We start from the raw sequence: 25258 nt of genomic DNA on the forward strand, positions 1-25258 counted from the left end.
CGCAGCCTGAGCTGCGGGGCGTTCTGCATGGAGCGCTCGGAGCGGCTCAGCTCCCGGATTCGAACTTGTATCCCAGGCCGCGAACGGTGACCAGGTGCACGGGGTTGCGGGGGTCGTCCTCGATCTTCGCGCGCAGACGCTTGACGTGCACATCGAGTGTCTTGGTGTCGCCCACGTAGTTCGCGCCCCACACCCGGTCGATGAGCTGACCGCGCGTGAGGACGCGGTCCACGTTGCGCAGCAGCATCTCCAGCAGCTCGAACTCCTTGAGCGGGAGTGCGACCTCGGTGCCGTGGACCTCCACCACGTGACGTTCGACGTCCATCATGATGCCCCCGCGGTCAGGGTGCTGTCCTCCTCGGACTCGGCGGCGTCCTGGCCCCGTCGGCGCAGCACGGCCTTGATGCGGGCCAGCAGCTCGCGGGAGGAGTAGGGCTTGGTGACGTAGTCGTCGGCCCCCAGCTCGAGGCCCAGCACCTTGTCGAACTCGTCGTCCTTCGCGGTGAGCATGATGACCGGCACCGTCGAGGTGCGCCGGATCTCCCGGCACACCTCCGTGCCGCTCATGCCGGGGAGCATGAGGTCCAGCAGCACCAGATCGGCCCCATGGGCGGTGAAGATCCGCAGGCCGTCGGTGCCGGTGTCCGCGACGGCCACCTCGTATCCCTCCTTGCGCAGCGAGTACGAGAGGGGATCCGAGAAGGACTCCTCGTCCTCCACGATCAGAATGCGCGTCATGTCATTGTCCCTTCCCCGACCCGTGATCGGTCGCGATGGTGAGTGAAGAATGGTGGGGGTCGGCGTCCTCCGACGAGCGGGCACCGACGGTGATCGTCCCGGTGCTGCCCATCTCCGGCAGCCGGAGCGTGAACGTCGAGCCCTGCGAGGGCATCGACCAGGCGGTCACCTCGCCACCGTGGTCGCTTGCGATGTGCTTGACGATCGCCAAGCCCAGTCCGGAGCCGCCGGTGGAGCGTGAACGGGCCCGGTCGACCCGGAAGAACCGTTCGAAGACCCGCTCGAGGTCCTCCTTGGAGATGCCGATGCCCTGATCCTTGACGGAGATCTCGACCATGCCGCCGTCACGGCGCACGGACACGCCGACCCGCGTGCGCGGATCGGAGTACGAGATCGCGTTGGAGATCAGGTTGGACAGCGCCGTGGTGAGCATCGAGGCGGAGCCGAACACCTGCAGACCCTCTGTACCGCCGACGCTGACCTCGATCGTCGAGCCGAGGGCGAAGTTCCGGTTCAGGCTCACGGCCTCCTCGACGATCTCGTCGATCTCGACCGGTTCGGCGTCGGGCAGCGCAGAGCCGCCCTGGACGCGGGAGAGCTCGATGATCTCCTTGACCAGGTGCGACAGGCGCCGAGACTCCGCCTGCATCCGTTCGGCGAAACGGAGGACAGCATCCGGGTCCTCGGCGGCGTCCTCCATGGTCTCGGCCAGCAGCGTGATCGCGCCGACGGGAGTCTTCAGCTCGTGGGACACATTGGCCACGAAGTCGCGCCGGGTCTCCTCGACGCGCACCGCCCGGGTGAGGTCGTCGGCCAGCAGCAGCGTCCCGTGCTCTCCGAGCGCTCCGATGCGCACATCGATCACGGCGTCGGAGTCGCCCTGCGCGGCACGGCGGAGGCCGAGCCGCTCGTCGCGGAAACCGCCGTTGCGGCCCACATCGGCGACCAGCGTCATCAGCTCGCTGCTCGCCAGGCGCGGGTAGTCGTCGTCGGCGGCGCGCACGATGCCGTACGAATAGGCCAGCGGAGAGGCGCGCAGGACGTCGCCGCTCGCATCGAGCACGACATAGGCGGAGGAGAGTATCGCGAGCACCTCGGCGGCGGCCGCGGGAACGGCCTGGCCCGGCGCCTCCGCGGTCGTGGGTCGACGACGTCGCGGATGGGCGAGGGCCAGCGTCGCACTGACGCCGATCACCAGACCGATCGCGCCGGCGAGCACGAGGAGCGCAGACAGGGGCACCCGTACAGCCTAGGCCCCAGGCCGCTCCCGCCTGGCCCTTCCCCACCGCCAGGCCCGACAATGAGGTCAGGAGTTCATGCGGACTACGCTTCACGTTCACCGATCGCCGTGATGAGTTCACCTGGTATTGCGACAATCGGTCGCGAAGTTCCCTTCAGACAGAGGAGTAGTAACCATGCGCGAGGCGTACCAGAGCGACCTGCGGCACATCGTCGACGACCTGATCGACATGTCCGAGCTGGTCGGGACGGCCCTCGAGGACGCGACCCGTGCTCTGCTCGAGGGTGATCTCGCCCTGGCGGAGCGGGTCGTCACCGCCGATCCCCACATCGATGCCCGGCAGTTGGAGCTCGATGCGAAGGCCGTCGAGCTGCTTGCGCGGCAGTCCCCGGTGGCCACCGATCTGCGACTGCTGGTCGCCACCCTGCGCATGAGCTCCTCGCTGGAGCGCATGGGTGACCTGGCCGCGCACGTCGCGCTGACCGCCCGCCGGGCTCATCCGGATCCGGCCGTGCCGGCACAGCATCGTGAGCAGATCCAGCGGATGTCCGATCTGGGCCTGATCGCGCTCAAGGGTGCTGGCGAGGTCATCGCGACCCGTGACCTGGCGCTCGGGGCACAGGTGGAGAAGCGGGATGACGAGCTCGACGCTCTGATGCTGGAGATCTCGCGTCAGATCTCCGCCAGCGACGAGAGCACGTACACCAATGCCGAGGTGATCGACCTGACGCTGCTGATCAGGTTCTACGAGCGCATCGGCGACCACGCGGTCTCCCTGGTGCGTCGCATCGGCTTCCTGGTGACCGGCGATTCGCTCGACACCCTCAGCGAGGGCGTGGACGTCCAGGAGTTCTGAGCCCCGCACACACGACGAAGGGCGCCCCGCAGCAGATCGCGGGGCGCCCTTCGTCGTCTCGGGGGGGAGAGAGGTCAGCCGCGATTGGGGCGCGGGCGGCGCGAGGTGAGGCGCTCGGCACCGGTCTTCGCACCGCGCTTGGCAGCCACCCGCAGTCCCTGCAGGAGGACTCCGGAGACCGTGGCCCACAGCAGGAGCTTCCAGATCGGCTGATCATCCTCCGGGTCCTTGATCGCTTCGATCTCGGCCTTGGACAGACCATCCTTCTTGGCCTGCTTGCGCTGCTTCGCGACGTCCTTCTTCGCAGACTTCTGGGACTTGACGGTGGGGGCGTCCTCACCGAACAGTGCACCCCAGCCGGCGGCGGCGGCCTTGTTGCCGGCGGCGGCCGCAACGAGTCCTGCCACGGGGACGACGATGCTCACGATCGGATTGGCCACGGTTTCCTCCAGCGTCGAATGGTCGGGTGCTGCTGTACGTGCGAGATGCTCAGGAGATCAGAAGGTCCCTGCGTGCTGAGCGTAGTAGGTTCCCATGTCATCCGTGCGCAGAGCCTCTCGCAGAACGTCCATGCTCTCCTCATCGGTGGCGACGACGCTCGCACCGCCGCTGGTCGTGGTCGGTCCGGCGTGGGGGACCGAGAGGAAGTGCAGGTCTCCGCTGCGGACCGACCGCAGGGACAGGCCCAGCTCGACCATGGAGCTCGCACCCAGCCCGTCATCCGTGGTGAGGAACGGCGAGACCGAGTCGATTGTGTCGGCGAGCTTGCGAGGATCGCTGAGCGTCTCGGCGCTGATCAGCTTGTCGGCGATGCCCTTGAGCACGGCCTGCTGGTTGCGGTTGCGCTGGAAGTCGCCGTCGGCGAACTGCTTGCGCTGCCGCACGAAGGTCAGCGCCTGCTCGCCGTCCAGGTTCTGGACGCCTTCGGTGAACTGATGACCGCCCGCCTCGAAGGTGAGCGGGATCTTCACGTCGACGCCGCCGCCGAGGGTGTCGACCAGGCCCTCGATGCCGTCGAAGTCGATGAGCGCGACGTGGTCGATGGGGACGCCGACGTAGTCCTCGACCGTGGCGACTGCCAGGCCCACACCGCCGAAGGCGAGTGCGGCGTTGATGCGGTCCTTGCCGTATCCGGGGATGTCCACGTAGAGGTCACGCGGGAAGGAGGTGATGTACACGCTCTGGTTGTCCTCGGAGACGTGCACCAGCATCATCACGTCAGAGCGCTGGCCGCTCACCCCTTCGGAGGCGGCGTCCTCCTCGGAGCGCTTGTCCGAGCCCAGCAGCAGGAAGTTGCGGCCGGCGCCGTCGATCGCCTCGGGACGGTCTCCGTCGGAGGCCCCTCGGGTGATCTCCACGACGGTGCGCTTCTCATAGGAGTTCTTGAGGCCGTTGAGGTAGTTGCCGACCACCAGGCCCACGCCGAGCACCAGCACGGCGACGAGCCCGAGGGCGATCAGCGCGGCACGGCGGCCGCGCCGACGGTCATCGCGGGGGTGGTCGTCGTCCTCCCAGTCGCCGGGCAGGTCGACGTCGTCATGCTGGTTCATTCGGTGTCCCTCTCAGACGGTGCCGCCGGAGCGGTCACGGTGTCGGCCGCGTCCCGAGATCCGAGGCGCCGTCCGATGCCGGGGGCCGAGGCACCCGGATGTACGCGAGATCCCATATTAGGCGTCCCGCGGCACGTCCCTTGTTCTCGAAGCCGGTCTTCACACGACCCTCGAATCGTGGGGCCCAGCCGCTGCTCGGCATGTTCTGCGGGATCGCATCCGAGGAGGTCCCCTCGGGGGCCGTCCCCTCGGGGTGCAGGAGGGCGAGCTCCGGGCGTGCATCGAGCTGCTGACGCATGTGATGGGCGTACTGCGCCCAGTCGGTGGCCAGACGGAACGCCGCGCCGTCGGCCAGCAGGGGCAGCACGGCGTCCAGGAACGGAGGATTGATGAGCCGACGCTTGTGGTGGCGCTGCTTGGGCCAGGGGTCGGCGAAGTACACCCACAGCTGGTCGATCGATCCTTCGGCCAGCATCGCAGGCAGGGCACGCTGCGCATCCAGGGGAGCATGCGGAGGTTCTCGGGGCTGCCGGACCGCTCGACGCGGCTGAGGGTCTGCGCGAGCCCGGGCAGGTAGACCTCCACGCCCAGGTGATCACGCTCGGGATGGGCGAGGGCGGCGGCGACGATGTTCTCTCCCGTGCCGCTGCCCACCTCGACCACGAGCTCCGCGCGCCGACCGAACACCTCCACCGGGTCCAGCTGCTCGCCGTCCGCGGGGAGGGTGTCGCGCTCACCCCGTGGGGGATCGATCACGTAGCGAGGGGAGAGGCGGTCCCAGGCATTCTGGCGGCCCTGGGTGAGGCGTTCCCCGCGCCGGACGAAGGAGACCACGTCACGGTGCGTCTTCGCCTCCTCGGCGCTGCTCTCCCCGGCGCCCGAGGCGTCGGCGTCGGCCACCGCGGTGGGCTGCGGATCCGAGGTCATCGCCGGATCACTGCTCACGGCGTACGAGACCGTCCTCGATCACCACGGCGATCTCGGGCAGATGGGTGGTGGCGGGGCCCACCAGCACCTCCCCGTTCGATGCGTCGAAGCGGGAGCCGTGGCAGGGGCAGTCCAGCTCCGTCTCCTCCTGACGCAGGGCGCAGCCATTGTGGGTGCAGTACCCGGAATAGCCGGTGAGGTCCTCGCCCTCGCCGCGCACCAGCAGCACGAACGGCTGCTGGCCACCGAAGTTCACCAGCGTGCTGGCGTTCTCGGGCACCTCATCGAGAGAGATCGCGCCCTCGTCCGCGCGCAGCGGCGCGGCGGTGCCGAAGCCCTCGTCCTCGGGCGCGCAGGCCGCGAGGCCTCCGACCCCGGCCGCAGCGGCGGGAAGCAGGAGGGCACGACGACGGGAGAGGCACGGGCGTTCCATACCACCAGGATAGCGAGCCCGGCTGGGCGGCGGCACCGCGCGGAGGGCCGATGTGACAGCGGTGACGGTGCTCAGGTCCGCAGGCCTCAGACTCTGCTTTCTGTGTGTGCTCCTGCCGTTCGTTCCTCACAGCACGTCGCTCACACGTCGGCGGCGTCGAGCTCGCGGGGGTCCCAGGTGAGGATGCCGCCAGCCCGCCAGCCGCGATCCCTCACCGCGTCCAGCGCCTCGCGCTTGCGGGCGGGGGTGAGGCGATCGAGGTAGAGGGCGCCGTCGAGGTGGTCGACCTCGTGCTGCAGAGCACGGGCGAGCACCCCGCCTTCGTCCTCGACCACGACCTCATCCCCGTCTAGATCGGTGCCGGTGACGCGGGCCCCGCGGTGCCGGGCGGTGGGGAAGCCCTCGCCGGGCACGGAGAGGCAGCCCTCGATGGTCTCCTCGTCCAGCTCGATCCCGCCGAAGCGCTCCAGCACGGGATTGATGACCACCCCGCGCCGGACGATGCCTTCCGCGTCGGCACAGGCGTAGATGAACAGGCGCCAGCGCGAGCCGACCTGCGGTGCGGCGAGGCCGGCACCGTCGGCCGCGTCGTTGGTCTCGAACATGTCGGCCACCAGGGTGCGCAGCTCGGGGGTGACCTCCCGGACGCGACGGGTGCGCTGGGAGAGGGCGCGGTGGCCGACGATGGTGATCGGGCGGACGGTCATGCGGAGCGGTCTCCTGTGCTCGGGGTGTCGGTGGGCTCGCCCTCGGAGGGCGGGAGGGGCGCGCTGGTGATGCGGTGGCGCGCGGGCGGATTTACGGCCAGCGGATTGCGTGCGTCGACGATCCACGGGCTGCGCGGCCGGTGCAGGGGCTGCCCGCTGCGGGCCGCCTCGGCGACGACGCGGCCGAGCTCCTCGGCGTGGGAGGCATCGGCGGCGAGGAAGTCGAGGGTGTGGGTCGCGTGGGGCTCGAGCTCGATGTGGTGCCAGGCGTCGAGGCCGCTGGCGATCTGGCGTGCGCGCAGGAACTCGGCGTCGAGGGCCGCGCCGAAGATCACCACGATGTTCGCGATCCACATCAGCAGCAGGGGATCGCGATCAGGCCGTTGAGAGCTGTGAGGATCTCCGCGAAGCGCGTGGCGTAGACCATCAGCTGCCCGGCCAGCAGGGCGGTGCCGAACAGCACCAGCACGCTGAGGGTGGAGCCGAGCGTCATCAGTCGGTAGCGCGGCAGGCGGACGTTCGGGAACATGTAGTAGGCCAGGGACACCCCGATGATCAGGATGACCAGCAGGACCGGCCATTTCACGAGGTTCCAGGCCGCGAAGGCGATGCGGGGGATGCCGATGAACTCGCCCATGCGCTGGGAGGCCTCGCCGCCGACGATGAGCATGCCGATCGCCAGCAGCACCACGGAGACGATCAGCACCGTCTCCCCGAACACGATCGTGCGGAACCAGAGGAATGGACGGCCCTCGCGGGTGTCATAGACCCGGTGCAGGGCGCGGTGGAAGGCCGCGACGCCGTTCGAGGCGGACAGCAGCGAGCCGGCGGTGCCCAGCAGCAGCCCGAGCAGGCCGCCGCTGGTGGAGGACACCGCCTGGATCGCACTGAGGTAGGGGCGCGGATCCAGCGTCGGGAAGATCTCGGTGATCATCCCGGACAGCGCCGTGAGGGTCTCCGCCTCGATACCGATCAGCGACATCATCGAGACCACCGCGACCGCGCCCGGGAACAGCGAGAGCAGCAGGTAGAACGTCATGGTCCCCGCCACGTCCCACACCTGGATGTCCAGCAGGCGCATCCGCACCCTGTTCAGGACATGCGGGACGCTCAGCCGAGGTCGGGAAAGCTCGACCACCGGCTTCGTCCGACGAGGGCGGGGTGCGGTCACCGTGCTGCTGCTCCGGTCTCAGGGGCGGGGCGCCCGGGACGGGCGCGGATGGAGCCTATTCCACCAGGTGACCCGGGGCCCCGCACGGCACCGCGCCCGTCAGCTCTCGTCGATGATGTCGTCCGGATCGCTCGCGACCGGGTACTCCCAGGGATCCTCGGGATCCTTGGGCACATGGGACGTCATGATCGACCCGTCGGCGCGTTCATCGCCCAGGCCGACCGGCCTGGCCAGCACCGCATCGTCGAGCAGCGGCCCCTGGTCGGCGAGCGGGACGGTGACTCCGTCCGGGCCGACCGTGACGGTCTCGCCGCGCACCGTGATCTCGACCTCGTCGCCGGTCTCGAGGGTGAAGGAGATCTCCTCGCGCACCAGACGGACCCGGAAGCGGGAGCCGCGGAGGGTGAGCGGGAACGAGAGCTCCGGCCAGCCGTCCGGGAGGCGGGGATCGAAGGAGATCAGGCCATCGTCGTGCCGCATGCCGCCGAAGCCGTGCACCAGGGCGTTCCAGACCCCGCCCGCGGAGGCGATGTGCACGCCGTCCGAGGTGTTGCCGTGGAGGTTTCCGAGGTCCACGAAGAGACCGGCCCGGAAGTAGTCCAGAGCGGCCTGCTGATGCCCGACCTCTGCGGCCATGATCGACTGCACCACGGCGGACAGCGATGAGTCCCCGGTGGTGATCGGGTCGTAGTACTCGAAGTCCGCGCGCTTCTCCTCGGCGGTGAACTCGCTGCCGCGCAGGAACAGCGCCAGCACCACGTCCGCCTGCTTGAGCACCTGGAAGCGGTAGATCACCAGCGGGTGGTAGTTCAGCAGCAGCGGGAACGCCTCGGCTGGGGTGCTCGAGAGGTCCCACACCTCCCGTTCGAGGAAGCGGTCCTCCTGCAGGTGGATCCCGAGCGACTCGTCCTTGGCCACATGCATGCCGTCCGCGCACGCGTCCCACTGCTCGAGCTCGAGCTCGTCGAGGTCGAGCTCGACGAGCATCGCCTGGTACTCGGTCTCGTCCGCCTCATGCAGCTCGCGCACCGCGCGCGCCGCCCGGCGCAGGTTGTAGCGGGCCATCACGTTGGTGAACATGTTGTTGTTGACCACGGTGGTGTACTCGTCGGGACCGGTCACGCCGTTGATGTGGAAGCTCGCGCTGCCGTCGGCGGTCAGGCGCCAGAAGCCGAGATCCGCCCACATCCGTGCCGTCTCCACGAGCACGTGGACCCCGTCGCGGTGCTGGAAATCGAGATCCCCGGTGACGTCGACGTACTGGGCGAAGGCATAGGCCACGTCGGCGTCGATGTGGTACTGCGCGGTGCCGGCGGCGTAGTACGCCGAGGCCTCGTCGCCGTTGATGGTGCGCCAGGGGAACAGCGCCCCGCGCTGGTTCAGCTCCCGTGCCCGCTCCCTGGCCTTCGGCAGCAGATTCGTGCGGAAGCGCAGCGCGTTGCGGGCCCAGCGCGGCTGGGTGAAGGTCAGGAACGGGACCACGTAGATCTCGCTGTCCCAGAAGTAGTGCCCCTCGTATCCCGAGCCGGTGACGCCCTTGGCGGGGATTCCCCACTGGTCCGAGCGCGCTGCGGCCTGCGCGAGCTGGAACAGGCACCACCGGGTGGCCTGCTGCTCCGCGGGCTGCCCGGGCAGCTGCACGTCCGAGCTCGCCCAGAAATCAGCGAGGTACGCGCGCTGCTCGGCGAACTGTGCCTCGAACCCTCCTGCGCGCACTCGGTCCAGGGTGCGGCGGCAACGGTCGAACAGCTCACGATGGGGCACCGAGCGCGAGGAGTGGTACGTGACCGATTTCCGCACGGTCAGCGACTGCCCCTCCTCCAGATGCGCGCGCACCACCTGGCGGCCGAAGTCCGCGCTGGTGTCCACCAGCTGCTCGACCTCGGCATCGGACTCCACCGCGTGGTCCGCTCCGACGGCCAGGGTCATCCCCGAATTGGCGACCCGATATCCCAGCAGCATCCGGCGGTCGCTGTGCCAGTCCTGCAGCGGTTCCAGCACGCGGTGGGTGAAGTCCGTGGTGCGGCGCGGATCGGCCTTGTCCGTGATCGGACCGCCCTCGACGCCCTTGCCGTAGTCGTCGCGGAAATCCTGGCGGTTGATGATCTGGGAGGAGATGGCGATCGGAGCGGAGCCCTCGAGCATCTCCACTCTCAGCGTCATCAGCGCGAGATGGCGCTGAGCGAAGGAGACCATGCGGGAGCTGCTGACCTTGACGCGCTTCCCGGCCGGGGTGCGCCAGATCAGCTCGCGGTGCAGCACGCCCTCACGGAAGTCGATCCAGCGCTCGTACTCCTCGAGATCGGCGATCGACAGCAGCAGCGGCTCGTCGTCTACATACAGTTTGAGCACCGAGGAATCGGGCACCGAGATCATGGTCTGACCGGTGCGTGCGAACCCGAAGGCCGATTCAGCGTGGTTGATCTGCCAGGTCTCGTGGAACCCGTTGAGGAAGGTGCCGTGGATCTCCGCGTCCCGGCCCTCCTCGGGAGTGCCCCGCATGCCCAGGTAACCGTTGGCGGTCGCGAAGAGGGTCTCCGTCAGCCCCAGGTCCTGGTGCGGGCGGGATTCGACCAGCCGCCACTCATCCAGGGGCAGGTAGGCGCGGTCGACGGGGTCGGCGGGCACCGAGCGCAGGCGGCTCATGCGATCTCCTCGAGGTCGGCGACGACATGGGTGGCACCGGCCGCGGCCAGCTCGGCGGCTCCGGCACCGCGGTCCACCCCGATCACGGCGCCGAAATCCCCGGCGGCACCGGAGAGCACCCCGGAGACGGCGTCCTCGTAGACCACCGTCGCCGCGGGATCCACGCCGAGCAGCCGGGCGCCGTGCAGGTAGGTGTCGGGGGCGGGCTTGCCGGGCAGCCCTTCGCGAACCGCGACGTTCCCGTCGACGATGTGTTCGAAGCGGTCGAACAGACCGGCTCCGCGAAGCACCTCCTCCGCATTGCGGGAGGAGGAGACGATCGCGAGCCGCGCATCGGAGGGCAGCGAGTCGAGATAGGCGACCGTGCCCGGGTAGGGGGCGACACCCTCGGAGCGCAGCAGCGAGAGGACGAGGTCGTTCTTGCGGTTGCCGAGCCCGCGCACGGTCTCCGCTCCGGGGACCTGCTCGCCGGGGTCCGAGTCCTCGCCCTCCTCCAGGAGGATGCCGCGGGAGGCGAGGAAGGCGCGCACGCCGTCGTAGCGGGGGCGTCCGTCGACGTGGGCGAAGTAGTCCGCGTCGGTGTAGGGCTCCGCGATGTCCCGGGAGGCGAGGAACTGGCTGAACATGTCTGCCCAGGCGCGCATGTGCACCTCGGCCGTCGGGGTGATGACCCCGTCGAGATCGAAGAGATGTGCCGTGAAGTCGGCCGGTCGGAAGATTCGCGCAGCAGTCACGTCGGCCATGCTACGGCGAGGGCTGGAGCGTGCGTGGACTCTCGCCTCGAACAGTCGTCGGACGGGGTTCGCCTGCGGCTGCGTCGCCGCCCGCGTGGCACGAGTACGGGGCCGTGGGCTACCCTGCGAGGGTCCGTACCCGCGCTCGCGCGCCGGTGCGGAGCGGCTGAGACACTTCCGAGGAGAAGATGACTGTCACGGAGTCGCCATCCGTGGTCGACGCGGTGCGACGCGGGCTCGAGATCCATGAGCACACCAGCTCCGACGGGCACCGCCAGGTGCGCGCGGCGCTCACCCTGACCACGAACGTCGAGCGCGCCCCGGCCCAGCTGTGGGCCCTGCTGACGCGGCCCGATGAACTCGCCCGATGGTTCGGCCCGGTCACCGGGGAGCTCCACGAGGGCGGGCGCTTCGACGCCCCCGACGGCGCGAGCGGAAGCATCCTCGAGATCGAGGAGCCCCACCGCATATCGCTGTCCTGGGCACAGGGCGGCGCGGAGGATCCGCTGCTGATCCAGCTCGACCCCGAGGACGACGGCACCACGCTGCTGCGCCTGCGCCACACAGTCCTGGTCGACGCCGAGGATTTCGAGCGGACCGGGCCCGGGGCGCTCGCCATCGGATGGGAGATAGCGCTGCTCGCCCTCGCCGCGCACACCGACGGCTGGCGCGGGAGCTGCCTGACGACGGTCCCGACCCCCACCCCGCAGTGGCGGGAGGGCGCGGAGGCGGCTGGATACCTGCGCGCCTGGTCGGTGCGCTGGGCGGCGGAGGCCATTGCGGCCGGGGTCGACGAGACGATCGCCCGACGCGGCGAGGCGGAGACGGCTCGCAAGCACCTGGGTCGCTGAGCCCGGGTCGCTGAGCCTGGCCGCGGGGGAGCCGACGGGCGCGGCGTCCGCCGACCGGATGTCTTTGCCCAGGCTCACGATCCGGTGACAGACTCAGGCGGTGACCACCCCTGCGCCGCGCTCCCCGTCGAGGGACCCGCGCACCCCGGCGCAGGTGCTGCGCTCGCTGACCCCCTCGGTCTACGCCCCCAGCCTGTTGGAGTTCATCGGCCTGGCCGCGCTGATGCCGGTGATCCCGCTGCTCGCCCGCGACCTGGGGTTCAGCATTCCGCAGGCCGCCGCGCTCTCGATGATCTTCGGGCTCGCCTCGTTCCTCGGTCCGATCCCCGCTGGCCGGCTGATCTCCCGGATCGGGGCCCGCAGCGCACTGGTGATCACGGGTGTGCTGCTGGTGGTCTCGAACCTGGCCGCTTACGTGATGATCAGCCCCGCGCTCGGCGGGGGAGGGGACCTCACCCATCGCCTGATGCTGATCGGGCTGCTGCTGGTGATGGCGGCGAGCACGCAGGTCTGGCAGCTGGGCCGCCAGTCCTACCTCGGCACCGCCCTGCCGCCGACGATGCGGGCCCGCGGCATGACCCTCTTCGGAGGAGTGATCCGGCTGGGCGAGGTGATCGGGCCGCTGCTCGGCGCGGTGGTGATCGCACTGGGCTCGATGGCCTGGGTGTTCCTGCTGTTCGCCGTCTCCGCCGCGGCGGGCACGGTGATGATCGCGCTGTTCCTGCCGCCGGGGAGGCGGGCCCGGTGCCCACCCGGCCGCGCGGCGAGCGACGGCCTCGCACCCAGGCGCGGACCCGGCTGGACCGTGCGGTGCTGCGCCGCATGGCCGCGGTGGGGATCGGCATCGCCCCGGTGATGATGGCGCGGGTGAACCGGCCCGTGATCGTGCCGCTGCTCGGTGACTCGCTGGGGCTGGACCCGATGTGGATCTCGATCGTCTTCGGCGTCAGCGCGGCTCTCGAGATCCTGCTGGTGCTGCCCGCAGGCACACTCATGGACCGCTACGGCCGAGCCGCGGTCGCAGTGCCCTGCGCGCTGCTGATGGGCGCCGGATTCCTGCTGCTGGCACTGCTCGGCACCGTGTTCGACGGCGGAGGGCCCACGCTCGCCCTGGTGGCGCTGCTGGTCCCGAGCCTGCTGATCGGCGTGGGCAACGGGCTGGGCTCGGGGATCGTGATGACGCTCGGCATCGACGTCTCCCCGGTGCACGGCCGCACCACCTACCTCGCCTGGTGGAACACCATGCTGGGCGCGGGGCGGCTGGCGGCGCCCCTGGTCGTCACCGGCATCACGCTGGTCGCACCGGTGGCGGTGGCCGGCGCGGCCACAGGGGTCATCTGCGTCGCAGGCGGGGTGTGGCTGACACGAACACTGCCCCGCGTCACACCCTCCGGGAGCACCCGGAGGAAGTGAGGCGAGGCAGTGATGTCGCGGCGCGGCCGGCGGGCCGGCGCAGGATCAGGCGGCTGCGGGCTGGAGCGCGTTCTCGGCGGTGCTCTGGAGGAGAACCTGAGCCTCATCGCGCGGAATCGAACGAGCGATCGCGATCTCGGAGGCCAGCGGGTCGATGGCCTGCTTCAGCAGGTTGCGCTCCGCCAGGCTCGAGGGGACGCCGCCCGAGTCGCGCACGATGTTGCGGATGACCTCGATGCGGTCGGTGAGGCGACCGGTCTGCAGCTGCATCTGGAGCGACTTGATGCGGTGCGCCCAGGACGCCTTCTTCTCCGGCGGCTCGATGGGCTCGCCGAGCTGCTTCATCATCGTGACGATCTCCTTCTCGACCAGCAGCGGGCGCAGGCCGACGATGTCCCTGCCACCGGTCGGCACGGAGATGCGCATCTCGTCCCCGATGACCACCAGGTCGACGTACTCGCGCTCTTCACCCCGGACAGTGCGGGTGGAAGTGGAGACGATGCGGACCGGCCCGTGGACGGGATGGGTGAGCACTTCTCCGACGTTCGAGGCGGCGGTGACGGCTGACGCTGCGGCTACGGACAAGGGGTTCCTCCTCTATGGACCTGCGCACCGGCGGTACCGCGGCCCTGGTGGGGTCGAGGCGGCCTCATCCGGCATCGTGGAGGCCCGGACAGGGCCCGGAACACGAGGGTGTCGGAGAGGCTCGAGCGCCGCTCGACCTGCAGGAACAGGGTGGCGGCACCTACGACGGCGCCCCTATATGCTCTCACGGATCTGACAGTATATCTAGAGGGTGACGTCTCCGCCTGTGTCACACCATGCAGCGGTGCGCTGTGGTGCGCCGGCGCGCTGCGGTGCGCTGCGGCGAGCAGGGTCGAGACGGAAGTCGGAGGGCGCGGAGGGTCACGATGCGGTTCCATGGACGCATGGCTCCCGACGCAGCATCCCTGTCCCACGAGCGCGAGCGGGTCCGCTTCGAGGGCATCGGCGTGGTGCGGGACGGCAACGTGCTCCTGCTCGAGGCCACCGGAGCCGTGCGAGCAGGCGAGATCCTGGCACTGACAGGCGCCAACGGCGCAGGTAAGACCACGCTGCTGCGGGTGCTCGCCGGCCTCCTCGAACCCACCGCCGGCACCGTCCGTGTCCTCGGCCGCGCCCCGGATGAGCGTGACCGCGCCTTCCGCGCCGCGCTCGCCGCCCTCATCGGGCCCCCGCAGACGGCGAGGGACCTCACCGTCGCCGAGCATCTCCAGTTCATCGCCGCCACCTGGGGCACACCAGCCGCGGCGGCCGCCGTGCAGGCTGAGGAGCTGCTCGAAGAACTGGAGATCGAACAGCTCGGCGCCCGTTTCCCCCACGAGCTCTCGAGCGGCCAGAGCCAGCTGGTCTCCCTCGCCCTGACCTTCGCGAGGCCCGCGCAGGTGCTGCTGCTGGACGAGCCCGAGCAGAGACTCGATGCGCACCGGCTGGGCCTGGTGAGCGCTACGATCCGGCGCCGGGCCGAGGCAGGTGCCGCCGTGGCGCTGGCCACTCACAGCTCCCGTCTGCGCGAGGAGCTCGCTGATGCCAACCTCGCCCTCGAACCTGCCGCATGAGCGACCTCTCCGCGGTCCGGGAGGTCTGGGCGAGCCGCTCCACCGCCCGCAGCCGCACCGACCTGCTCTACCTCGTGTACGTGGCGGCGCTGAGCGTGCTGGTGCTCGGCGTCCCCGCCCTGAACAGCGCCGGCCAGCTCCTCTCCCGTCCTGATGTGCTTCCGGTGCTGGGTGCCTCCCGAGCTCCGCAGGTGGTCGCGGCCGCGACCCTCGCTGCGGGCGCGCTCGCAGTCCTGGTCGGCGCCGTGCGGGGGCCAGCGCTGATGGCCCCGTTCTTCGTGACCACGCTGGCGTCGAGCGGCCTGCGCCGGCGCGATGTGCTGCGCCGCCCTTTCGCCCGCGCGCTGCTGGTGCCCGTGTTCGGTCTCATGGTGCTCGCCGCGCTCGTGGGGTCGACGCTGCTGTTCGACGGACGCGCTGAGGTGAGCGCGGCGGTGCTGTTCACCGTCGCTGCGGGCGGTGCGGGGCTGCTGATAGGCGCGGCCTGGCTGGTCGGCCAGCTGCTGCGCCCGGTGCGTGCACGACTGCTGTGCACCGGAATGCTGCTGACCGCCGCAGCGGCAGCGGCCGCGGCGCCCGTCGGCGTCGGCCTCGGGGGTGCGTACCCCGTGGGAGCGGCCTCACCGCTGCCCTGGGCGCTGGGCCTGGTGGGAGGAGGGCTGCTCACCACCGTCGGGAGCGTGGGGCTGCTGGGCCGGCTGCGGGGCGTCGTGCTGCGCGAGCAGGCCGCGCGCTGGGAGTCCGCTGGGACCCTGGCGACCACCGGTGATCTGGCGGGGGCATCGGGCGAGTTCCGGGCCCCGCCTTCGACCGGCCGCCGACTGCCCGCCATCGGGCGGCGTCCCCTCGTGCTGCTCTATGCCCGCCGTGATGCGGTGGCGTGGCTGCGCAGCCCCGAGCGCCTGACGACGGGGGTGCTCGCAGGCCTCGCCTCCGCGGCGCTGCTCGCCACCTCGACCCAGCTCAGCGGACCCCTGGCATGGGTCTGCGTGCTGGTGGGCAGTGCGGTGCTGTGGGGTGCGAGCAGCGCGCTGGTGGACGGCATCCGCCATGGGATCCACACCCTTGGGGCGCCGGCTCTGCTGGGACAGACAGCGGGCCTGCAGGTGCTCCTGCACACACCGGCACCCGCCGCGTTGCTGGGCGTCGTCGCTGCCGTCGGCAGCGGTGCCGGGCTGCTGCTCGCCGGAGAGGTGGCCGAGCCCGGGGCGGCGCTGCTGCCCGCACTGCTCGCCGTGGTGCTGGTCGCAGCCCGGGCACGGGACGCCGCCAAGGGGCCGATGCCGCTGTCCCTGATGACACCGATGCCCACCCCGCAGGGAGACCTCTCCGTCATCCCCGTGCTGCTCTGGCAGGCCGACGGGCTGCTGCTCGCCCTGCTCGCGGGTGCCGCCCTCGCGCTCCTGCTGCCGCTGGGCACCGGTGCGATGCTCCTGGGGGCCGGGGCGCTGCTCGGCGCATGGCGCTGATGACCCGGTCACGGCTGCGAGCCCTGCGATGATGAGCCGATGCACGAGACCTGGAACCTCCGCACCACCCCGAACCCGCTGATCCGCGCCGTCGGCCGGGGGCTGGAGCGGTGGAACGCGCGACATCCCTGGGATCACAACGCCCACTTCCACCGCTGGATCCTGCGCTCGCTGCCGGACTGCCCCACCCGGATGCTCGACGTGGGTTGCGGACGCGGCGCGCTGCTCGCCCAGCTGGCCGCACGGGCTCAGCAGGTCGAGGGCATCGACCCCGACCCCGGCATGGCCCGCGCCGCCGCGGCCTTGGTGGAGGGCCTGCCCGGGGCACGGGTGCACCGCCGCACCCTCGCCGAGCATGCTGCGCTGCCCGAAGCAGCCAGCGCCTACGACGCGGTGATCATGGTCGCCTCGCTGCACCACCAGGACCTCGAGCGGGCACTCTCCCAGGCACGCGCCCTGCTGCAGCCCGGAGGGCACCTGCTCGTGGTCGCCCTGGTGCGGCCGACGAGCTTGCCCGACCACCTGTGGGACCTCATCAATACCCTGTCCAACCCGCTGATCGGACTGGTCAAGCACCCACGCCCGGTGCGCCGTGCGGAGCTGCCGGACCCTGTGCCGATGCCCGTCAGGGACGCGAGCACCACCATGGCGTTGCTGCGCGCGCAGGCCCGGGCGGATCTGCCGGGTGCGGTGATCCGACGGCGCGAGGGCTTCCGGGTGACGCTGCGCTGGCAGCGACCCGCCCCCGCTTCGAGCTGATCAGCGCCGACCGTGGCGGGCGATCACCTCTCCCAGGCGCCCGATCGCGTCCTCGATCACCGCGGGGGAGTGGGTGACGAAGCTCAGGCGCATCGTCGAGCGATCCGGATCATCTGCGAAGAAGGACCATCCCGGCAGATATGCGACCCCGGCCTCGACGGCCTCGGCGAGCATCACCTGTGCGTCGTAGCCCTCGCCGAGCGCCGCCCACAGGAACATCCCGCCGTCGGGGCGCGTGAGATGCGCGCCCTCCGGCAGCACCGGCGTGATCGCCCGGGCCATCGCATCGCGGCGCTCGCGGTAGACAGCGCTGACCCGCGCCACGTGGCCGTCGAGGTCCGCGGTCTCGAGGTAACGGGCCACGGTCAGCTGATCCACCACCGAGGACTGCATCGAGATCGCGGCCTTGGCCACGGCGAGCGTGTCCAGGATCGGGCCCTCGGCGCGCATCCAGCCGATCCGCACCCCCGGGCTCATCAGCTTGCTCATCGAGTTCAGCAGGATCGTGCGCCCGCTCATCCCGGGCAGCGAGGCGATCGGCGCCCAGGTGCTGCCGGTGAAGCTCAGCGCGCCGTAGGGATCGTCCTCGATGAGCGGGACGTCGGTGCGCTGCAGCACCTCGGCGACCGCCTGGCGGCGCGCCACCGGCATGGTGCGTCCGGTGGGGTTCTGGAAGCTGGGGATGAGGTAGACCATCCGCGGGTGGTGGGTGCGGATCGCCTCCGCGAGTGCCTCGGGGACCACCCCGTCGTCATCGGTCTCGACCCCGATCATGCGGGCGCCGTGGACGGAGAAGGCCTGCACGGCCGCGAGGTAGGTGGGCGACTCGACCAGCACCACGTCCCCGGGCTCGAGCAGGGCCTGGGCGACGACGAACAGCCCCTCCTGGGAACCGGAGGTGACCCGGATCTGGGAGGCGTCGGTGGGAAGCTCCTGCGAGAGCCGGCGCGAGGCCTGCTCACGTAGCTCGAGCTCGCCCTCGCTGACCCCGTACTGGAGGGCACGGTGGCCCTGGTTCTCGAGCACCCAGCGGTAGCAGGCGGCCACGTCCTCGAGGGCGAACAGCGTGGGGTCCGGGATGCCGCCGGCGAAGGAGACGACGTCCTCGCGCGCGGCGAGGGAGAAGATGTCCTTCAGCGGGGAGGACTCCATCCCCGCGTAGCGTGCGGCGACGGGGAAGCGGAACGGCTGTCGGGTGGGCTCGGACGGAGCGGACGCGGTCATCGGTCCATGGTGTCACGCGAGCAGGGCACCCTCGAGGAGCAGCAGTGCCTGTTTGGTCTCTATCCCGCCTGCGTATCCGGTCATCGCCCCGCTGCTGCCCACGACCCTGTGGCAGGGCACCACGATCGACAGCGGGTTCGATCCGACGGCGGCGCCGACGGCCTGCGCCGCGCGGGGGCGTCCCAGCGCGCGAGCGATCGCGCCGTAGGTGGTGGTGCTGCCGCGCGGGATCGAGGACAGCTCCGCCCAGACGGCACGCTGGAAGTCGGTGCCGACGGGAGCCAGCGGCAGCTCGAAATCCTCACGCTCCGCGGCGAGGTACTCGTGCAGCTGCCGCTCGGCCGTGTCGAGGACGGCGTGGGCGCCCGCAGCCGGGCTGCCCATCCGCTCAGCGGTCGGGAAGCGCAGCTGGCCCTGCCGCCAGATGCCGACGAGACCCGCCTCCTCGGCGGCCAGCAAATAACTGCCCAGGCGCGTCTCGACGGTGCGGTGCGATCGAGCGTTCCCGAGGGGAGCAGTGGTCATGAGCGGTCCTTCCGGAGAGTGCGACGATCTGAGGGGAGCGAGCCGCGGTGATGCCACAGGTGCATCACCGCATAGCTGCGCCACGGAGAGGCGACCTCGAGCGCACTCTCCAGGGTCGGGAAGTCCTCGGCGATCCCGAGGTCGCGGGCGGCGGCGAGCAGCGCCACGTCCCGCGCCGGGGCCACATCGATCGCCCGCGCGCCGCGCAGCAGAGCGTAGTCGGCCGTCCACGGGCCGATCCCGCGCCTGGCCAGCAGCTGCGTGCGCAGCTCGGGCAGCGGGAGGTGCGGGTCCGGCGGATCGGCCAGGACCGCGCTCAACGCGAGCCGACGAGCGCCGGGGCCGCGGAACCACTCCTCGGCACGGGCTCCGGCGACAGCAGGGGACACCGGGAGGCGATGGACGTGCTCGGTGCGCAGCGCCTCGGGCAGAGCGACCCCGGCGAGGTCGGTGGCCTCGGTGAGCAGGGTCCGGGCACGAGCGGTGCTGATCTGCTGCCCCACGAGGGCCCACAGCAGGGCTTCGTCGAGGCTCGGCGTCCCGGGGACCCGGGTCCCGGGGCGGGCGTCGAGGAGAGGGGCGAGGACCGGCATGGCGCTGCGTAGACCGGCATCGATGCCGACGGGGTCCGCGTCCAGGTCCAGCATCCTGCGGGCGAGGCTGACGGCGGCGGCGACGTCCCGCAGATCCCCGAGCCGTGCGGTGAACGGCAGCGGGCCGTCCGTGGCACCGAGATCGACCTCCAGCACAGCCGGAGCATGGGGGAGCTGCACGGCGCGGCTCCAGCGCAGATCCTCGACCTGCTCCACCCCGGGGATCGCGCGCCCTGCGAACCAGCGGGCGAGGCCCGCACCGTGGAAGGGGCGCCGCACCGCCAGCTGCGCGTGTACCACTGCGACGTCGCCGGAGCCCGCGCGAGGAGCCTCTTCGCTCGAGAGGCGGGAAGCGCGAGCGGAGGCGGTGCGCTCTCGGATCGCCGTCGGCGCGCTCCCGTAGATCCGGCGGACCGTCTCGTGCAGCTGGCGCTCGCTGCCGAAACCGGCTGAGGCCGCGATATCCGCGATCGACCACGCGGTCGAGGTCAGCAGGTCGTGGGCGCGCCGGGCGCGGAACATCCGGGCATGTGCGACCGCGCCCGAACCGGTGCGGGCCACCAGCGTCCGGTGCAGGGTGCGCTCGGTGACGTGCAGCCGCTCGGCGAGGTCCGCCACATGGGCCCTGCCCTCGGGGCCGGCATCCAGTGCGCCGGCTCCGATCAGCTCGAGCGCGCGGGCGCAGAGCGACCCGGCGGCATCGTCGGCGGCGGTGCCCGGAGGGGCGAGCGGGCCGCAGCGCTTGCAGGCCCGGTACCCGCGTTCGACGGCGGCCGCCGCGCTGGGGGCGAACTCCACCCGATCACGGCGCGGAGTGCGGGAGGGGCAGGAGGGCAGGCAGAAGATGCCCGTGGAGCGCACGCAGGTGAAGAAGACCCCGTCGAAGCGGGCATCGCGTGCGGAGATCGCCGCATAGCGCTGATCGTCCGTGAGCGTCTTCATGCCCCCAGTGAACTCCTCGGCAGCCTGGGACGCCAGCGGGATCCGGACAGGACGGTGCGGAGATTCCCGCGCAGGAGGCCCCGCCGCACCAGCGCGGAGCTGCGAGCCCTGCACGAAGGCGCCCTGGAAGGGACCCTCCAGGCCGTGACCGGTCAGAAAGCGAACCCGCGCGAAAAAGCCTGAGTCGCGTCACCGTTCGTAAACGATGACGCGACTCAGGACATGGAGCGGGCGACGGGAATCGAACCCGCGTAATCAGTTTGGAAGACTGAGGCTCTACCATTGAGCTACGCCCGCGTTGCGGTCCCATTGAACCAGATCAGCGGCGTGAGAGCACATCGGCAGTGGCGGAGGCGACATGCATCTGCTCACAGGGCCCCGGCCCGATCGGGGCACGGCGCAGGAGGAACGGGTAATATTCCCTAGGTTGCCCTCCGGGGTGTAGCTCAGCTTGGTAGAGCACCCGCTTTGGGAGCGGGAAGTCGCAGGTTCAAATCCTGTCACCCCGACTCCGTCGCCGGGTCGCCGTCGTGCGAGCTCCGGGGCGTCATCAGAAACGTCCACCTACTGTCCATCTACAGGGAGACCTGACCAGTGAAGACCGAGTCCGAGAAGCTCAGCCCCACCCGGGTGAAGCTCACCGTCGAGGTGCCCTTCGACGAGCTCAAGCCCGCCGTCGAGACCGCCACCAAGAAGATCGCCGATCAGGTGCAGATCCCCGGCTTCCGCAAGGGCAAGGTCCCCTCCAAGCTCGTCGAGCAGCGCTTCGGTCGCCCCGCGATCATGCAGGAGGCCGTCAACGACGCCCTGCCCGACTTCTACCAGCAGGCTGCTGCTGAGGCGGAGATCAAGCCCGTCGGCCGCCCCGAGGTGGAGATCACCGAGGTGCCCGGCCTGGATGGTTCCGAGGATGGAAGCCTCCTCTTCACCGTCGAGCAGGATGTCCGCCCCGAGATCGAGCTGCCCGACTTCTCGACCTACGAGGTCGAGATCGAGGAGCCCAGCGTCGACGAGGATGCCGTCGAGGTCCGCCTGGACGAGCTGCGCGAGCGCTTCGGCACCCTGGTGGGCGTCGACCGCCCCGCACAGGATCGCGATTTCGTGTCCCTCGACATGGTCGCGACGATCGACGACGAGGAGATCGAGTCCGTCGAGGGCGTGTCCTACCAGATCGGTGAGGGCAACATGCTCGAGGGCCTCGACGAGGCGCTCATCGGCCTCTCCGCCGAGGAGACCACCACCTTCGCCTCCAAGCTGGCCGGCGGCGACCGTGCCGGTGAGGAAGCACAGGTCAAGGTCACCGCGCAGTCCGTCAAGGTGCGCGAGCTGCCCGAGGCCGACGATGAGTTCGCCGAGATGGCCTCCGAGTTCGACACCATCGATGAGCTCAAGGACGACCTGAAGAAGCAGGCCGCGGCCGACGCCGAGGGCAACCGCGTGGCCCTGGCCGCAACGCCCTCCTCGAGAAGCTCCTCGAGGAGCTCGAGATCCCGGTGCCCCAGCAGCTGGTCGAGGACGAGATCCTCTCCCACCTCGAGAACGAGGGCAAGGAGGCCGGCGACCCGCACGGCGAGGAGATCCGCGAGGAGACCGAGAAGGCCGTCCGAGCCCAGTTCCTGCTGGACGAGATCAACGGCACCCGCGAGGTGAACGTCGATCAGAGCGATCTCATGAACTACATGACCCAGCTCTCGACCCAGTACGGCATCGAGTCCAACCAGCTGCTGCAGATGCTCGCCCAGTCGGGCCAGCTCGAGCAGATCTTCGGCGAGGTCCAGCGTTCCAAGGCGCTCGAGGTCGTCCTCGCGGACGTCACCGTGAAGAACGCCGCCGGCGACGTCCTCGACCTGGGCCTGGAGGCCGAGGGCGACGACGACGCCGAGAAGGCTGACGCGGAGGAGAAGCCGAAGGCGAAGGCGAAGAAGGCTCCGGCCAAGAAGGCCGAGTCCGACGAGGAGACCGACGCCGCCGAGGAGAAGCCGAAGGCCAAGAAGGCCCCGGCCAAGAAGGCTCCGGCGAAGAAGGCTGCTGCCGCCGAGGAGACCGACGCCGCCGAGGAGAAGCCCAAGGCGAAGAAGGCTCCGGCCAAGAAGACTGCGGCCAAGAAGGCCGAGTCCGACGAGGCGTCCGAGAGCAAGTGACCCTCCGCCCTCTCGAGGGCGCAGCATGACGGCGGGCCGTCACCCTTCGGGGTGGCGGCCCGCCGTCGTCGGTGGAAGACTCGGCGTCCCGGGCACACCCGAGCCCCCGGCCCTGAGCCTCGAGGAGGCGCCCGATGACGCAGCCGAGCGGACCGGGAAAGGTCACCTGGAGCTTCACCGCCTCCCTCGACGGCTTCCTCACCGGCCCTGGACACGACATGTCCTGGCTCGAGGACTGTCCCCGGCTGGACGAGTCGGTCATCGCAAGCCTCGCCGCCGCCGTCGGCGCCATCATCTCGGGGCGTCGAGGCTACGACGCCGCACGAGCCCAGGCCGATGAGCGGGAGCAGCTCACGGCGGAGGCGTACGGAGGAGCCTGGCACGGCAGCGAGTTCGTGCTGACCCATCGCCCGTGGGAGCTCGAGGACGACCCCACCGTCACTGCGCTGGACCTGGACGTGGTCCAGGCGGTGCAGCGAGCACGAGAGGCCGCCGGTGGCCGGGATGTGCAGATCATCAGCGCGGACATCGCCCGTCAGGCCCTCGAGCACGACCTCATCGACGAGCTGTGGATGTTCAGCGCCCCGGTCATGCTGGGGGAGGGGACGCGCGTCTTCGAGGTCCCGGGCGGACGGACCCTCGCGTGGGAGATGGTCGGTCCGATACCAGGAGGCGAACCCGGACTGGGGCGGATCTATCGCCCGCGGCGGCCGGCAGATCCGCGCGACGCGCCCGGAGCGTGAGCACGACCGCACGGACGACGATGGCCCGCCCCCGAGCAGGGGACGGGCCATCGTGATGCGTGATGATCAGCGGTAGGACACGAAGCTGGGGTTGCCCCAGATGCCGCGCTCGACGACGCGCTGCTTGGAGCCGGAGGCATCGATGACCTGGCCGTTGCCGGCGTAGATCGCGACGTGGCCGGGCCACGCCACGATGTCGCCCGGCTGGGCCTGGGACTGCGAGATCCGGGTGCCGCCGTTGGCGATCTGGCTGGAGGAGCGCGGGAGGTCGATCCCGGCGGCCTGGTAGGCGAAGTTCACCAGGCCGGAGCAGTCCAAGCCACTGAGCGAGGAGCCGCCCCAGCTGTAGGGGGTGCCGAGAGCCGAGCGGGCGGTGTCCACGATCGAGCTGGTGCTCGAGCTCGAGGAGGATGCGGAGGGTGCCGAAGCACCGCCGGTGGCGACACCGCCGCCGCCGTTGAGCGCGCCGCGGGTGTCCGGGCCGACGACACCATCGACCAGGAGGCCCTGGGATGCCTGGTAGTCCTTCACTGCGGCGTTCGTGCGCTTGCCGAACACACCGTCGACGGCCAGGTTCGCACCGTGATCGTTGAGGGCGGTCTGCAGGTCCTGCACGGCACCGCTGCGCGAGCCCCAGCGGAGCTTCTGCGTGGAGTCCAGGGCAGCCGAGGGGGCTGCCGCAGTGGGAGCGGCGGGGGCGGCCTGCGCAGCCGGGGCGGCAGGAGCGGTGGGGGCAGCGGGGGCGGCCTGTGCGGAACCGCCGACGAAGGCCGAGCCGAGGACCACGGTGCCGAGGACTGCTGCTCCGCCGAGACCACGGGCGGCCCGCTGGGCGTGGTGGGTCGGGAGCTGGGCGCGGCCGGCGAGGCGGTGAGTGTTGTTCTGAGCCATGATGAGCGGTTCGTTCCTTCCGGTCCCGGCCGAGAGCCGGGGTGTACTGCAGGCTGTGGGGGCCACCATGTTCGGGGCGATGAAGCCACAGTAGGAGCGGGAAGGGGCTGAAGTCAGGGTGCTTGGCAGAGCCTGACCGTTGATTTGGCACGTTATTTACAGAGGTGTCTGTGGACGTGACCCGAACTCGCCACGACTTGACCAAGCGCCGAGGGGTGGACCACATCTCGTCGGGGCTCGTCGAGGGTTCGCCGGGGTCTCGTCGGCGACGGGGTCTGCGAATCGCTGCGACGGTCCTGCTGTGGGGGCCGGGGCGCGTCCGCAGTGCGCCTGCGGCGAACAGGGCCCGCGCGGCCGCCACCCAGCGCCTAGAGTCGTGACATCGACGATTTCCGCTATCAAGGAGACACCGTGACCCGCGTGACCTCGCAGAGCACTCAGACCTCCCCGCCCCGCAACGCGGCCGGCGACACCCCGATGGGGCTGGACGACAACGTCTACCAGCGCCTCCTGCGCGAGCGCATCGTCTGGCTCGGCTCCGAGGTGCGCGACGAGAACGCCAACGCGATCTGCGCCAAGATGCTCCTCCTCGCCGCCGAGGACCCCGAGAAGGACATCTACCTCTACATCAACAGCCCCGGCGGTTCGATCACCGCCGGCATGGCCATCTACGACACCATGAAGTACATCCAGCCTGACGTGGTCACGGTGGCGATGGGCATGGCGGCGTCCATGGGGCAGTTCCTGCTGTCCTCCGGCACCAAGGGCAAGCGGTTCGCGACCCCGCACACGCGCGTGCTGATGCACCAGCCCCTCGGTGGGCTCGGGGGCACCGCCACCGACATCAAGATCCAGGCCGACCTCATCCTGTCGATGAAGCGCACGCTCGCCGAGCTGATCGCCGAGCAGACGGACAAGAGCGTCGAGCAGATCACCGCCGACTCCGATCGGGACAAGTGGTTCACGGCGGAAGAGGCCCTCGAGTACGGCTTCATCGACAAGATCGTCACCGGAGCGCGCGACGTCACCGGCGGCGGCGGCACCGACTGATCGCGCCCCGGCACCCAACGACACCCTTGACACGAGGAGACCCCGTGACCTTCGATC

General features: G+C 70.5%; 23 protein-coding genes, 2 tRNA genes and 4 pseudogenes. 11 read left to right on the forward strand and 18 right to left on the reverse strand.

Going from position 1 to position 25258, the window contains the following annotated elements; genetic code table 11:
- Window positions 1–46: 46 nt before the first annotated feature.
- Window positions 47–738 (reverse strand): annotated as a pseudogene (locus H3H54_RS05760) (response regulator).
- 1 nt (window position 739) lies between these two features.
- Window positions 740–1978: a cell wall metabolism sensor histidine kinase WalK gene (locus H3H54_RS05765; protein WP_262425877.1), complete on the reverse strand. Its 1239-nt coding sequence runs from the start codon at window positions 1976–1978 to the stop codon at window positions 740–742.
- 175 nt (window positions 1979–2153) lie between these two features.
- Between H3H54_RS05765 and phoU the strand changes: the two genes are divergently transcribed.
- Window positions 2154–2834 carry a phosphate signaling complex protein PhoU gene (gene phoU, locus H3H54_RS05770; RefSeq protein ID WP_262425878.1) on the forward strand — a complete coding sequence of 227 codons (681 nt, stop codon included), beginning with the start codon at window positions 2154–2156 and terminating at the stop codon, window positions 2832–2834.
- A gap of 74 nt (window positions 2835–2908) precedes the next feature.
- Here phoU and H3H54_RS05775 read toward each other — a convergent pair whose 3' ends face one another.
- From H3H54_RS05775 to H3H54_RS05820, 10 genes and pseudogenes are all read right to left on the reverse strand, one after another.
- Window positions 2909–3274, reverse strand: a complete 366-nt coding sequence (locus H3H54_RS05775; RefSeq protein ID WP_262425879.1) for a DUF4235 domain-containing protein — start codon at window positions 3272–3274, stop codon at window positions 2909–2911.
- A gap of 57 nt (window positions 3275–3331) precedes the next feature.
- Entirely contained in the window at window positions 3332–4384 is a 1053-nt protein-coding gene (locus H3H54_RS05780; RefSeq protein WP_262425880.1) for an LCP family protein, read from the reverse strand.
- A gap of 34 nt (window positions 4385–4418) precedes the next feature.
- On the reverse strand, window positions 4419–4859 hold the full coding sequence (locus H3H54_RS05785; protein WP_262425881.1) for a tRNA (guanosine(46)-N(7))-methyltransferase TrmB: 441 nt from the start codon (window positions 4857–4859) through the stop codon (window positions 4419–4421).
- An 89-nt stretch (window positions 4860–4948) separates the two neighbouring features.
- A pseudogene (locus tag H3H54_RS05790) lies at window positions 4949–5311 on the reverse strand (tRNA (guanosine(46)-N7)-methyltransferase TrmB); the annotation flags it as partial.
- A gap of 7 nt (window positions 5312–5318) precedes the next feature.
- Complete coding sequence (locus H3H54_RS05795; RefSeq protein ID WP_262425882.1) at window positions 5319–5744, reverse strand: ubiquinol-cytochrome c reductase iron-sulfur subunit; 426 nt, start codon at window positions 5742–5744, stop codon at window positions 5319–5321.
- A 140-nt stretch (window positions 5745–5884) separates the two neighbouring features.
- A complete protein-coding gene (locus tag H3H54_RS05800; protein ID WP_262425883.1) occupies window positions 5885–6451 on the reverse strand; it encodes a peptide deformylase in 567 nt (188 codons plus the stop codon).
- Entirely contained in the window at window positions 6448–6807 is a 360-nt protein-coding gene (locus H3H54_RS05805) for a hypothetical protein (RefSeq protein ID WP_262425884.1), read from the reverse strand. Before H3H54_RS05805 ends, H3H54_RS05800 begins: the two co-directional genes overlap by 4 nt.
- Window positions 6807–7589 carry a YihY/virulence factor BrkB family protein gene (locus H3H54_RS05810; protein ID WP_262425885.1) on the reverse strand — a complete coding sequence of 261 codons (783 nt, stop codon included), beginning with the start codon at window positions 7587–7589 and terminating at the stop codon, window positions 6807–6809. Before H3H54_RS05810 ends, H3H54_RS05805 begins: the two co-directional genes overlap by 1 nt.
- 132 nt (window positions 7590–7721) lie before the next feature.
- Window positions 7722–10268, reverse strand: coding sequence for a glycoside hydrolase family 65 protein (locus H3H54_RS05815; RefSeq protein WP_262425886.1), 2547 nt, complete (start codon window positions 10266–10268; stop codon window positions 7722–7724).
- Window positions 10265–11011, reverse strand: coding sequence for an HAD family phosphatase (locus H3H54_RS05820; RefSeq protein WP_262425887.1), 747 nt, complete (start codon window positions 11009–11011; stop codon window positions 10265–10267). The genes H3H54_RS05815 and H3H54_RS05820 overlap by 4 nt, the downstream gene beginning before the upstream one ends.
- Before the next feature lie 179 nt (window positions 11012–11190).
- Here H3H54_RS05820 and H3H54_RS05825 point away from each other — a divergent pair, with 179 nt between their 5' ends.
- From H3H54_RS05825 to H3H54_RS05835, 3 genes are all read left to right on the forward strand, one after another.
- Window positions 11191–11853 (forward strand): SRPBCC domain-containing protein, encoded by a 663-nt coding sequence (locus tag H3H54_RS05825; protein WP_262425888.1) that lies wholly within the window; start codon window positions 11191–11193, stop codon window positions 11851–11853.
- Window positions 11854–11953: 100 nt separating this feature from the next.
- Window positions 11954–12709 carry an MFS transporter gene (locus H3H54_RS05830; protein WP_262425889.1) on the forward strand — a complete coding sequence of 252 codons (756 nt, stop codon included), beginning with the start codon at window positions 11954–11956 and terminating at the stop codon, window positions 12707–12709.
- Window positions 12664–13266 (forward strand): MFS transporter, encoded by a 603-nt coding sequence (locus H3H54_RS05835; protein WP_262425890.1) that lies wholly within the window; start codon window positions 12664–12666, stop codon window positions 13264–13266. Before H3H54_RS05830 ends, H3H54_RS05835 begins: the two co-directional genes overlap by 46 nt.
- A 45-nt stretch (window positions 13267–13311) precedes the next feature.
- Here H3H54_RS05835 and H3H54_RS05840 read toward each other — a convergent pair whose 3' ends face one another.
- Window positions 13312–13851: a CarD family transcriptional regulator gene (locus tag H3H54_RS05840; protein WP_262425891.1), complete on the reverse strand. Its 540-nt coding sequence runs from the start codon at window positions 13849–13851 to the stop codon at window positions 13312–13314.
- A gap of 452 nt (window positions 13852–14303) precedes the next feature.
- Here H3H54_RS05840 and H3H54_RS05845 point away from each other — a divergent pair.
- The 3 genes and pseudogenes from H3H54_RS05845 to H3H54_RS05855 form a co-directional block, all read left to right on the forward strand.
- Window positions 14304–14864 (forward strand): annotated as a pseudogene (locus H3H54_RS05845) (ATP-binding cassette domain-containing protein); the annotation flags it as partial.
- A complete protein-coding gene (locus H3H54_RS05850; protein ID WP_262425893.1) occupies window positions 14861–16333 on the forward strand; it encodes a hypothetical protein in 1473 nt (490 codons plus the stop codon). The pseudogene H3H54_RS05845 and the gene H3H54_RS05850, both read left to right, overlap by 4 nt.
- A 39-nt stretch (window positions 16334–16372) precedes the next feature.
- A complete protein-coding gene (locus H3H54_RS05855) occupies window positions 16373–17092 on the forward strand; it encodes a bifunctional 2-polyprenyl-6-hydroxyphenol methylase/3-demethylubiquinol 3-O-methyltransferase UbiG (RefSeq protein WP_262425894.1) in 720 nt (239 codons plus the stop codon).
- Here H3H54_RS05855 and H3H54_RS05860 read toward each other — a convergent pair whose 3' ends face one another.
- The 4 genes from H3H54_RS05860 to H3H54_RS05875 all read right to left on the reverse strand — a co-directional run bounded on the left by H3H54_RS05860 (window position 17093) and on the right by H3H54_RS05875 (window position 20673).
- Complete coding sequence (locus H3H54_RS05860; protein WP_262425895.1) at window positions 17093–18316, reverse strand: PLP-dependent aminotransferase family protein; 1224 nt, start codon at window positions 18314–18316, stop codon at window positions 17093–17095.
- A gap of 12 nt (window positions 18317–18328) precedes the next feature.
- The gene (locus H3H54_RS05865) at window positions 18329–18841 is read right to left on the reverse strand and encodes a methylated-DNA--[protein]-cysteine S-methyltransferase (protein ID WP_262425896.1); all 513 of its coding nucleotides are present in this window, start codon (window positions 18839–18841) and stop codon (window positions 18329–18331) included.
- Complete coding sequence (locus H3H54_RS05870) at window positions 18838–20376, reverse strand: Ada metal-binding domain-containing protein (protein WP_262425897.1); 1539 nt, start codon at window positions 20374–20376, stop codon at window positions 18838–18840. Before H3H54_RS05870 ends, H3H54_RS05865 begins: the two co-directional genes overlap by 4 nt.
- Window positions 20377–20599: 223 nt before the next feature.
- Window positions 20600–20673, reverse strand: a tRNA-Gly gene (locus H3H54_RS05875).
- A 138-nt stretch (window positions 20674–20811) separates the two neighbouring features.
- Between H3H54_RS05875 and H3H54_RS05880 the strand changes: the two genes are divergently transcribed.
- From H3H54_RS05880 to H3H54_RS05890, 3 genes and pseudogenes are all read left to right on the forward strand, one after another.
- Window positions 20812–20885: transfer RNA gene (locus H3H54_RS05880), tRNA-Pro, on the forward strand.
- A gap of 85 nt (window positions 20886–20970) precedes the next feature.
- Window positions 20971–22517 (forward strand): annotated as a pseudogene (gene tig, locus H3H54_RS19485) (trigger factor).
- Window positions 22518–22651: 134 nt separating this feature from the next.
- On the forward strand, window positions 22652–23260 hold the full coding sequence (locus tag H3H54_RS05890) for a dihydrofolate reductase family protein (RefSeq protein WP_262425898.1): 609 nt from the start codon (window positions 22652–22654) through the stop codon (window positions 23258–23260).
- 66 nt (window positions 23261–23326) lie between these two features.
- On the opposite strand, the gene H3H54_RS05895 is transcribed toward H3H54_RS05890, so the two are convergent.
- Window positions 23327–24151 carry a C40 family peptidase gene (locus tag H3H54_RS05895; protein WP_262425899.1) on the reverse strand — a complete coding sequence of 275 codons (825 nt, stop codon included), beginning with the start codon at window positions 24149–24151 and terminating at the stop codon, window positions 23327–23329.
- 477 nt (window positions 24152–24628) lie between these two features.
- Between H3H54_RS05895 and H3H54_RS05900 the strand changes: the two genes are divergently transcribed.
- Window positions 24629–25201 carry an ATP-dependent Clp protease proteolytic subunit gene (locus H3H54_RS05900; RefSeq protein ID WP_262426412.1) on the forward strand — a complete coding sequence of 191 codons (573 nt, stop codon included), beginning with the start codon at window positions 24629–24631 and terminating at the stop codon, window positions 25199–25201.
- The last annotated feature ends 57 nt before the right edge of the window (window positions 25202–25258 follow it).

The organism is Brachybacterium sp. Z12, from assembly GCF_014400405.1.
GTDB lineage: Bacteria > Actinomycetota > Actinomycetes > Actinomycetales > Dermabacteraceae > Brachybacterium.

Coding starts and splice junctions, on each gene's coding strand:
- phoU (WP_262425878.1), top strand. CDS start 2,154: ATGCGCGAGGCGTACCAGAGCGACCTGCGGCACATCGTCGACGACCTG.
- H3H54_RS05780 (WP_262425880.1), bottom strand. CDS start 4,384: ATGAACCAGCATGACGACGTCGACCTGCCCGGCGACTGGGAGGACGAC.
- H3H54_RS05785 (WP_262425881.1), bottom strand. CDS start 4,859: ATGCTGGCCGAAGGATCGATCGACCAGCTGTGGGTGTACTTCGCCGAC.
- H3H54_RS05795 (WP_262425882.1), bottom strand. CDS start 5,744: ATGGAACGCCCGTGCCTCTCCCGTCGTCGTGCCCTCCTGCTTCCCGCC.
- H3H54_RS05800 (WP_262425883.1), bottom strand. CDS start 6,451: ATGACCGTCCGCCCGATCACCATCGTCGGCCACCGCGCCCTCTCCCAG.
- H3H54_RS05805 (WP_262425884.1), bottom strand. CDS start 6,807: ATGTGGATCGCGAACATCGTGGTGATCTTCGGCGCGGCCCTCGACGCC.
- H3H54_RS05815 (WP_262425886.1), bottom strand. CDS start 10,268: ATGAGCCGCCTGCGCTCGGTGCCCGCCGACCCCGTCGACCGCGCCTAC.
- H3H54_RS05820 (WP_262425887.1), bottom strand. CDS start 11,011: ATGGCCGACGTGACTGCTGCGCGAATCTTCCGACCGGCCGACTTCACG.
- H3H54_RS05825 (WP_262425888.1), top strand. CDS start 11,191: ATGACTGTCACGGAGTCGCCATCCGTGGTCGACGCGGTGCGACGCGGG.
- H3H54_RS05850 (WP_262425893.1), top strand. CDS start 14,861: ATGAGCGACCTCTCCGCGGTCCGGGAGGTCTGGGCGAGCCGCTCCACC.
- H3H54_RS05855 (WP_262425894.1), top strand. CDS start 16,373: ATGCACGAGACCTGGAACCTCCGCACCACCCCGAACCCGCTGATCCGC.
- H3H54_RS05860 (WP_262425895.1), bottom strand. CDS start 18,316: ATGACCGCGTCCGCTCCGTCCGAGCCCACCCGACAGCCGTTCCGCTTC.
- H3H54_RS05865 (WP_262425896.1), bottom strand. CDS start 18,841: ATGACCACTGCTCCCCTCGGGAACGCTCGATCGCACCGCACCGTCGAG.
- H3H54_RS05870 (WP_262425897.1), bottom strand. CDS start 20,376: ATGAAGACGCTCACGGACGATCAGCGCTATGCGGCGATCTCCGCACGC.
- H3H54_RS05890 (WP_262425898.1), top strand. CDS start 22,652: ATGACGCAGCCGAGCGGACCGGGAAAGGTCACCTGGAGCTTCACCGCC.
- H3H54_RS05895 (WP_262425899.1), bottom strand. CDS start 24,151: ATGGCTCAGAACAACACTCACCGCCTCGCCGGCCGCGCCCAGCTCCCG.
- H3H54_RS05900 (WP_262426412.1), top strand. CDS start 24,629: ATGGGGCTGGACGACAACGTCTACCAGCGCCTCCTGCGCGAGCGCATC.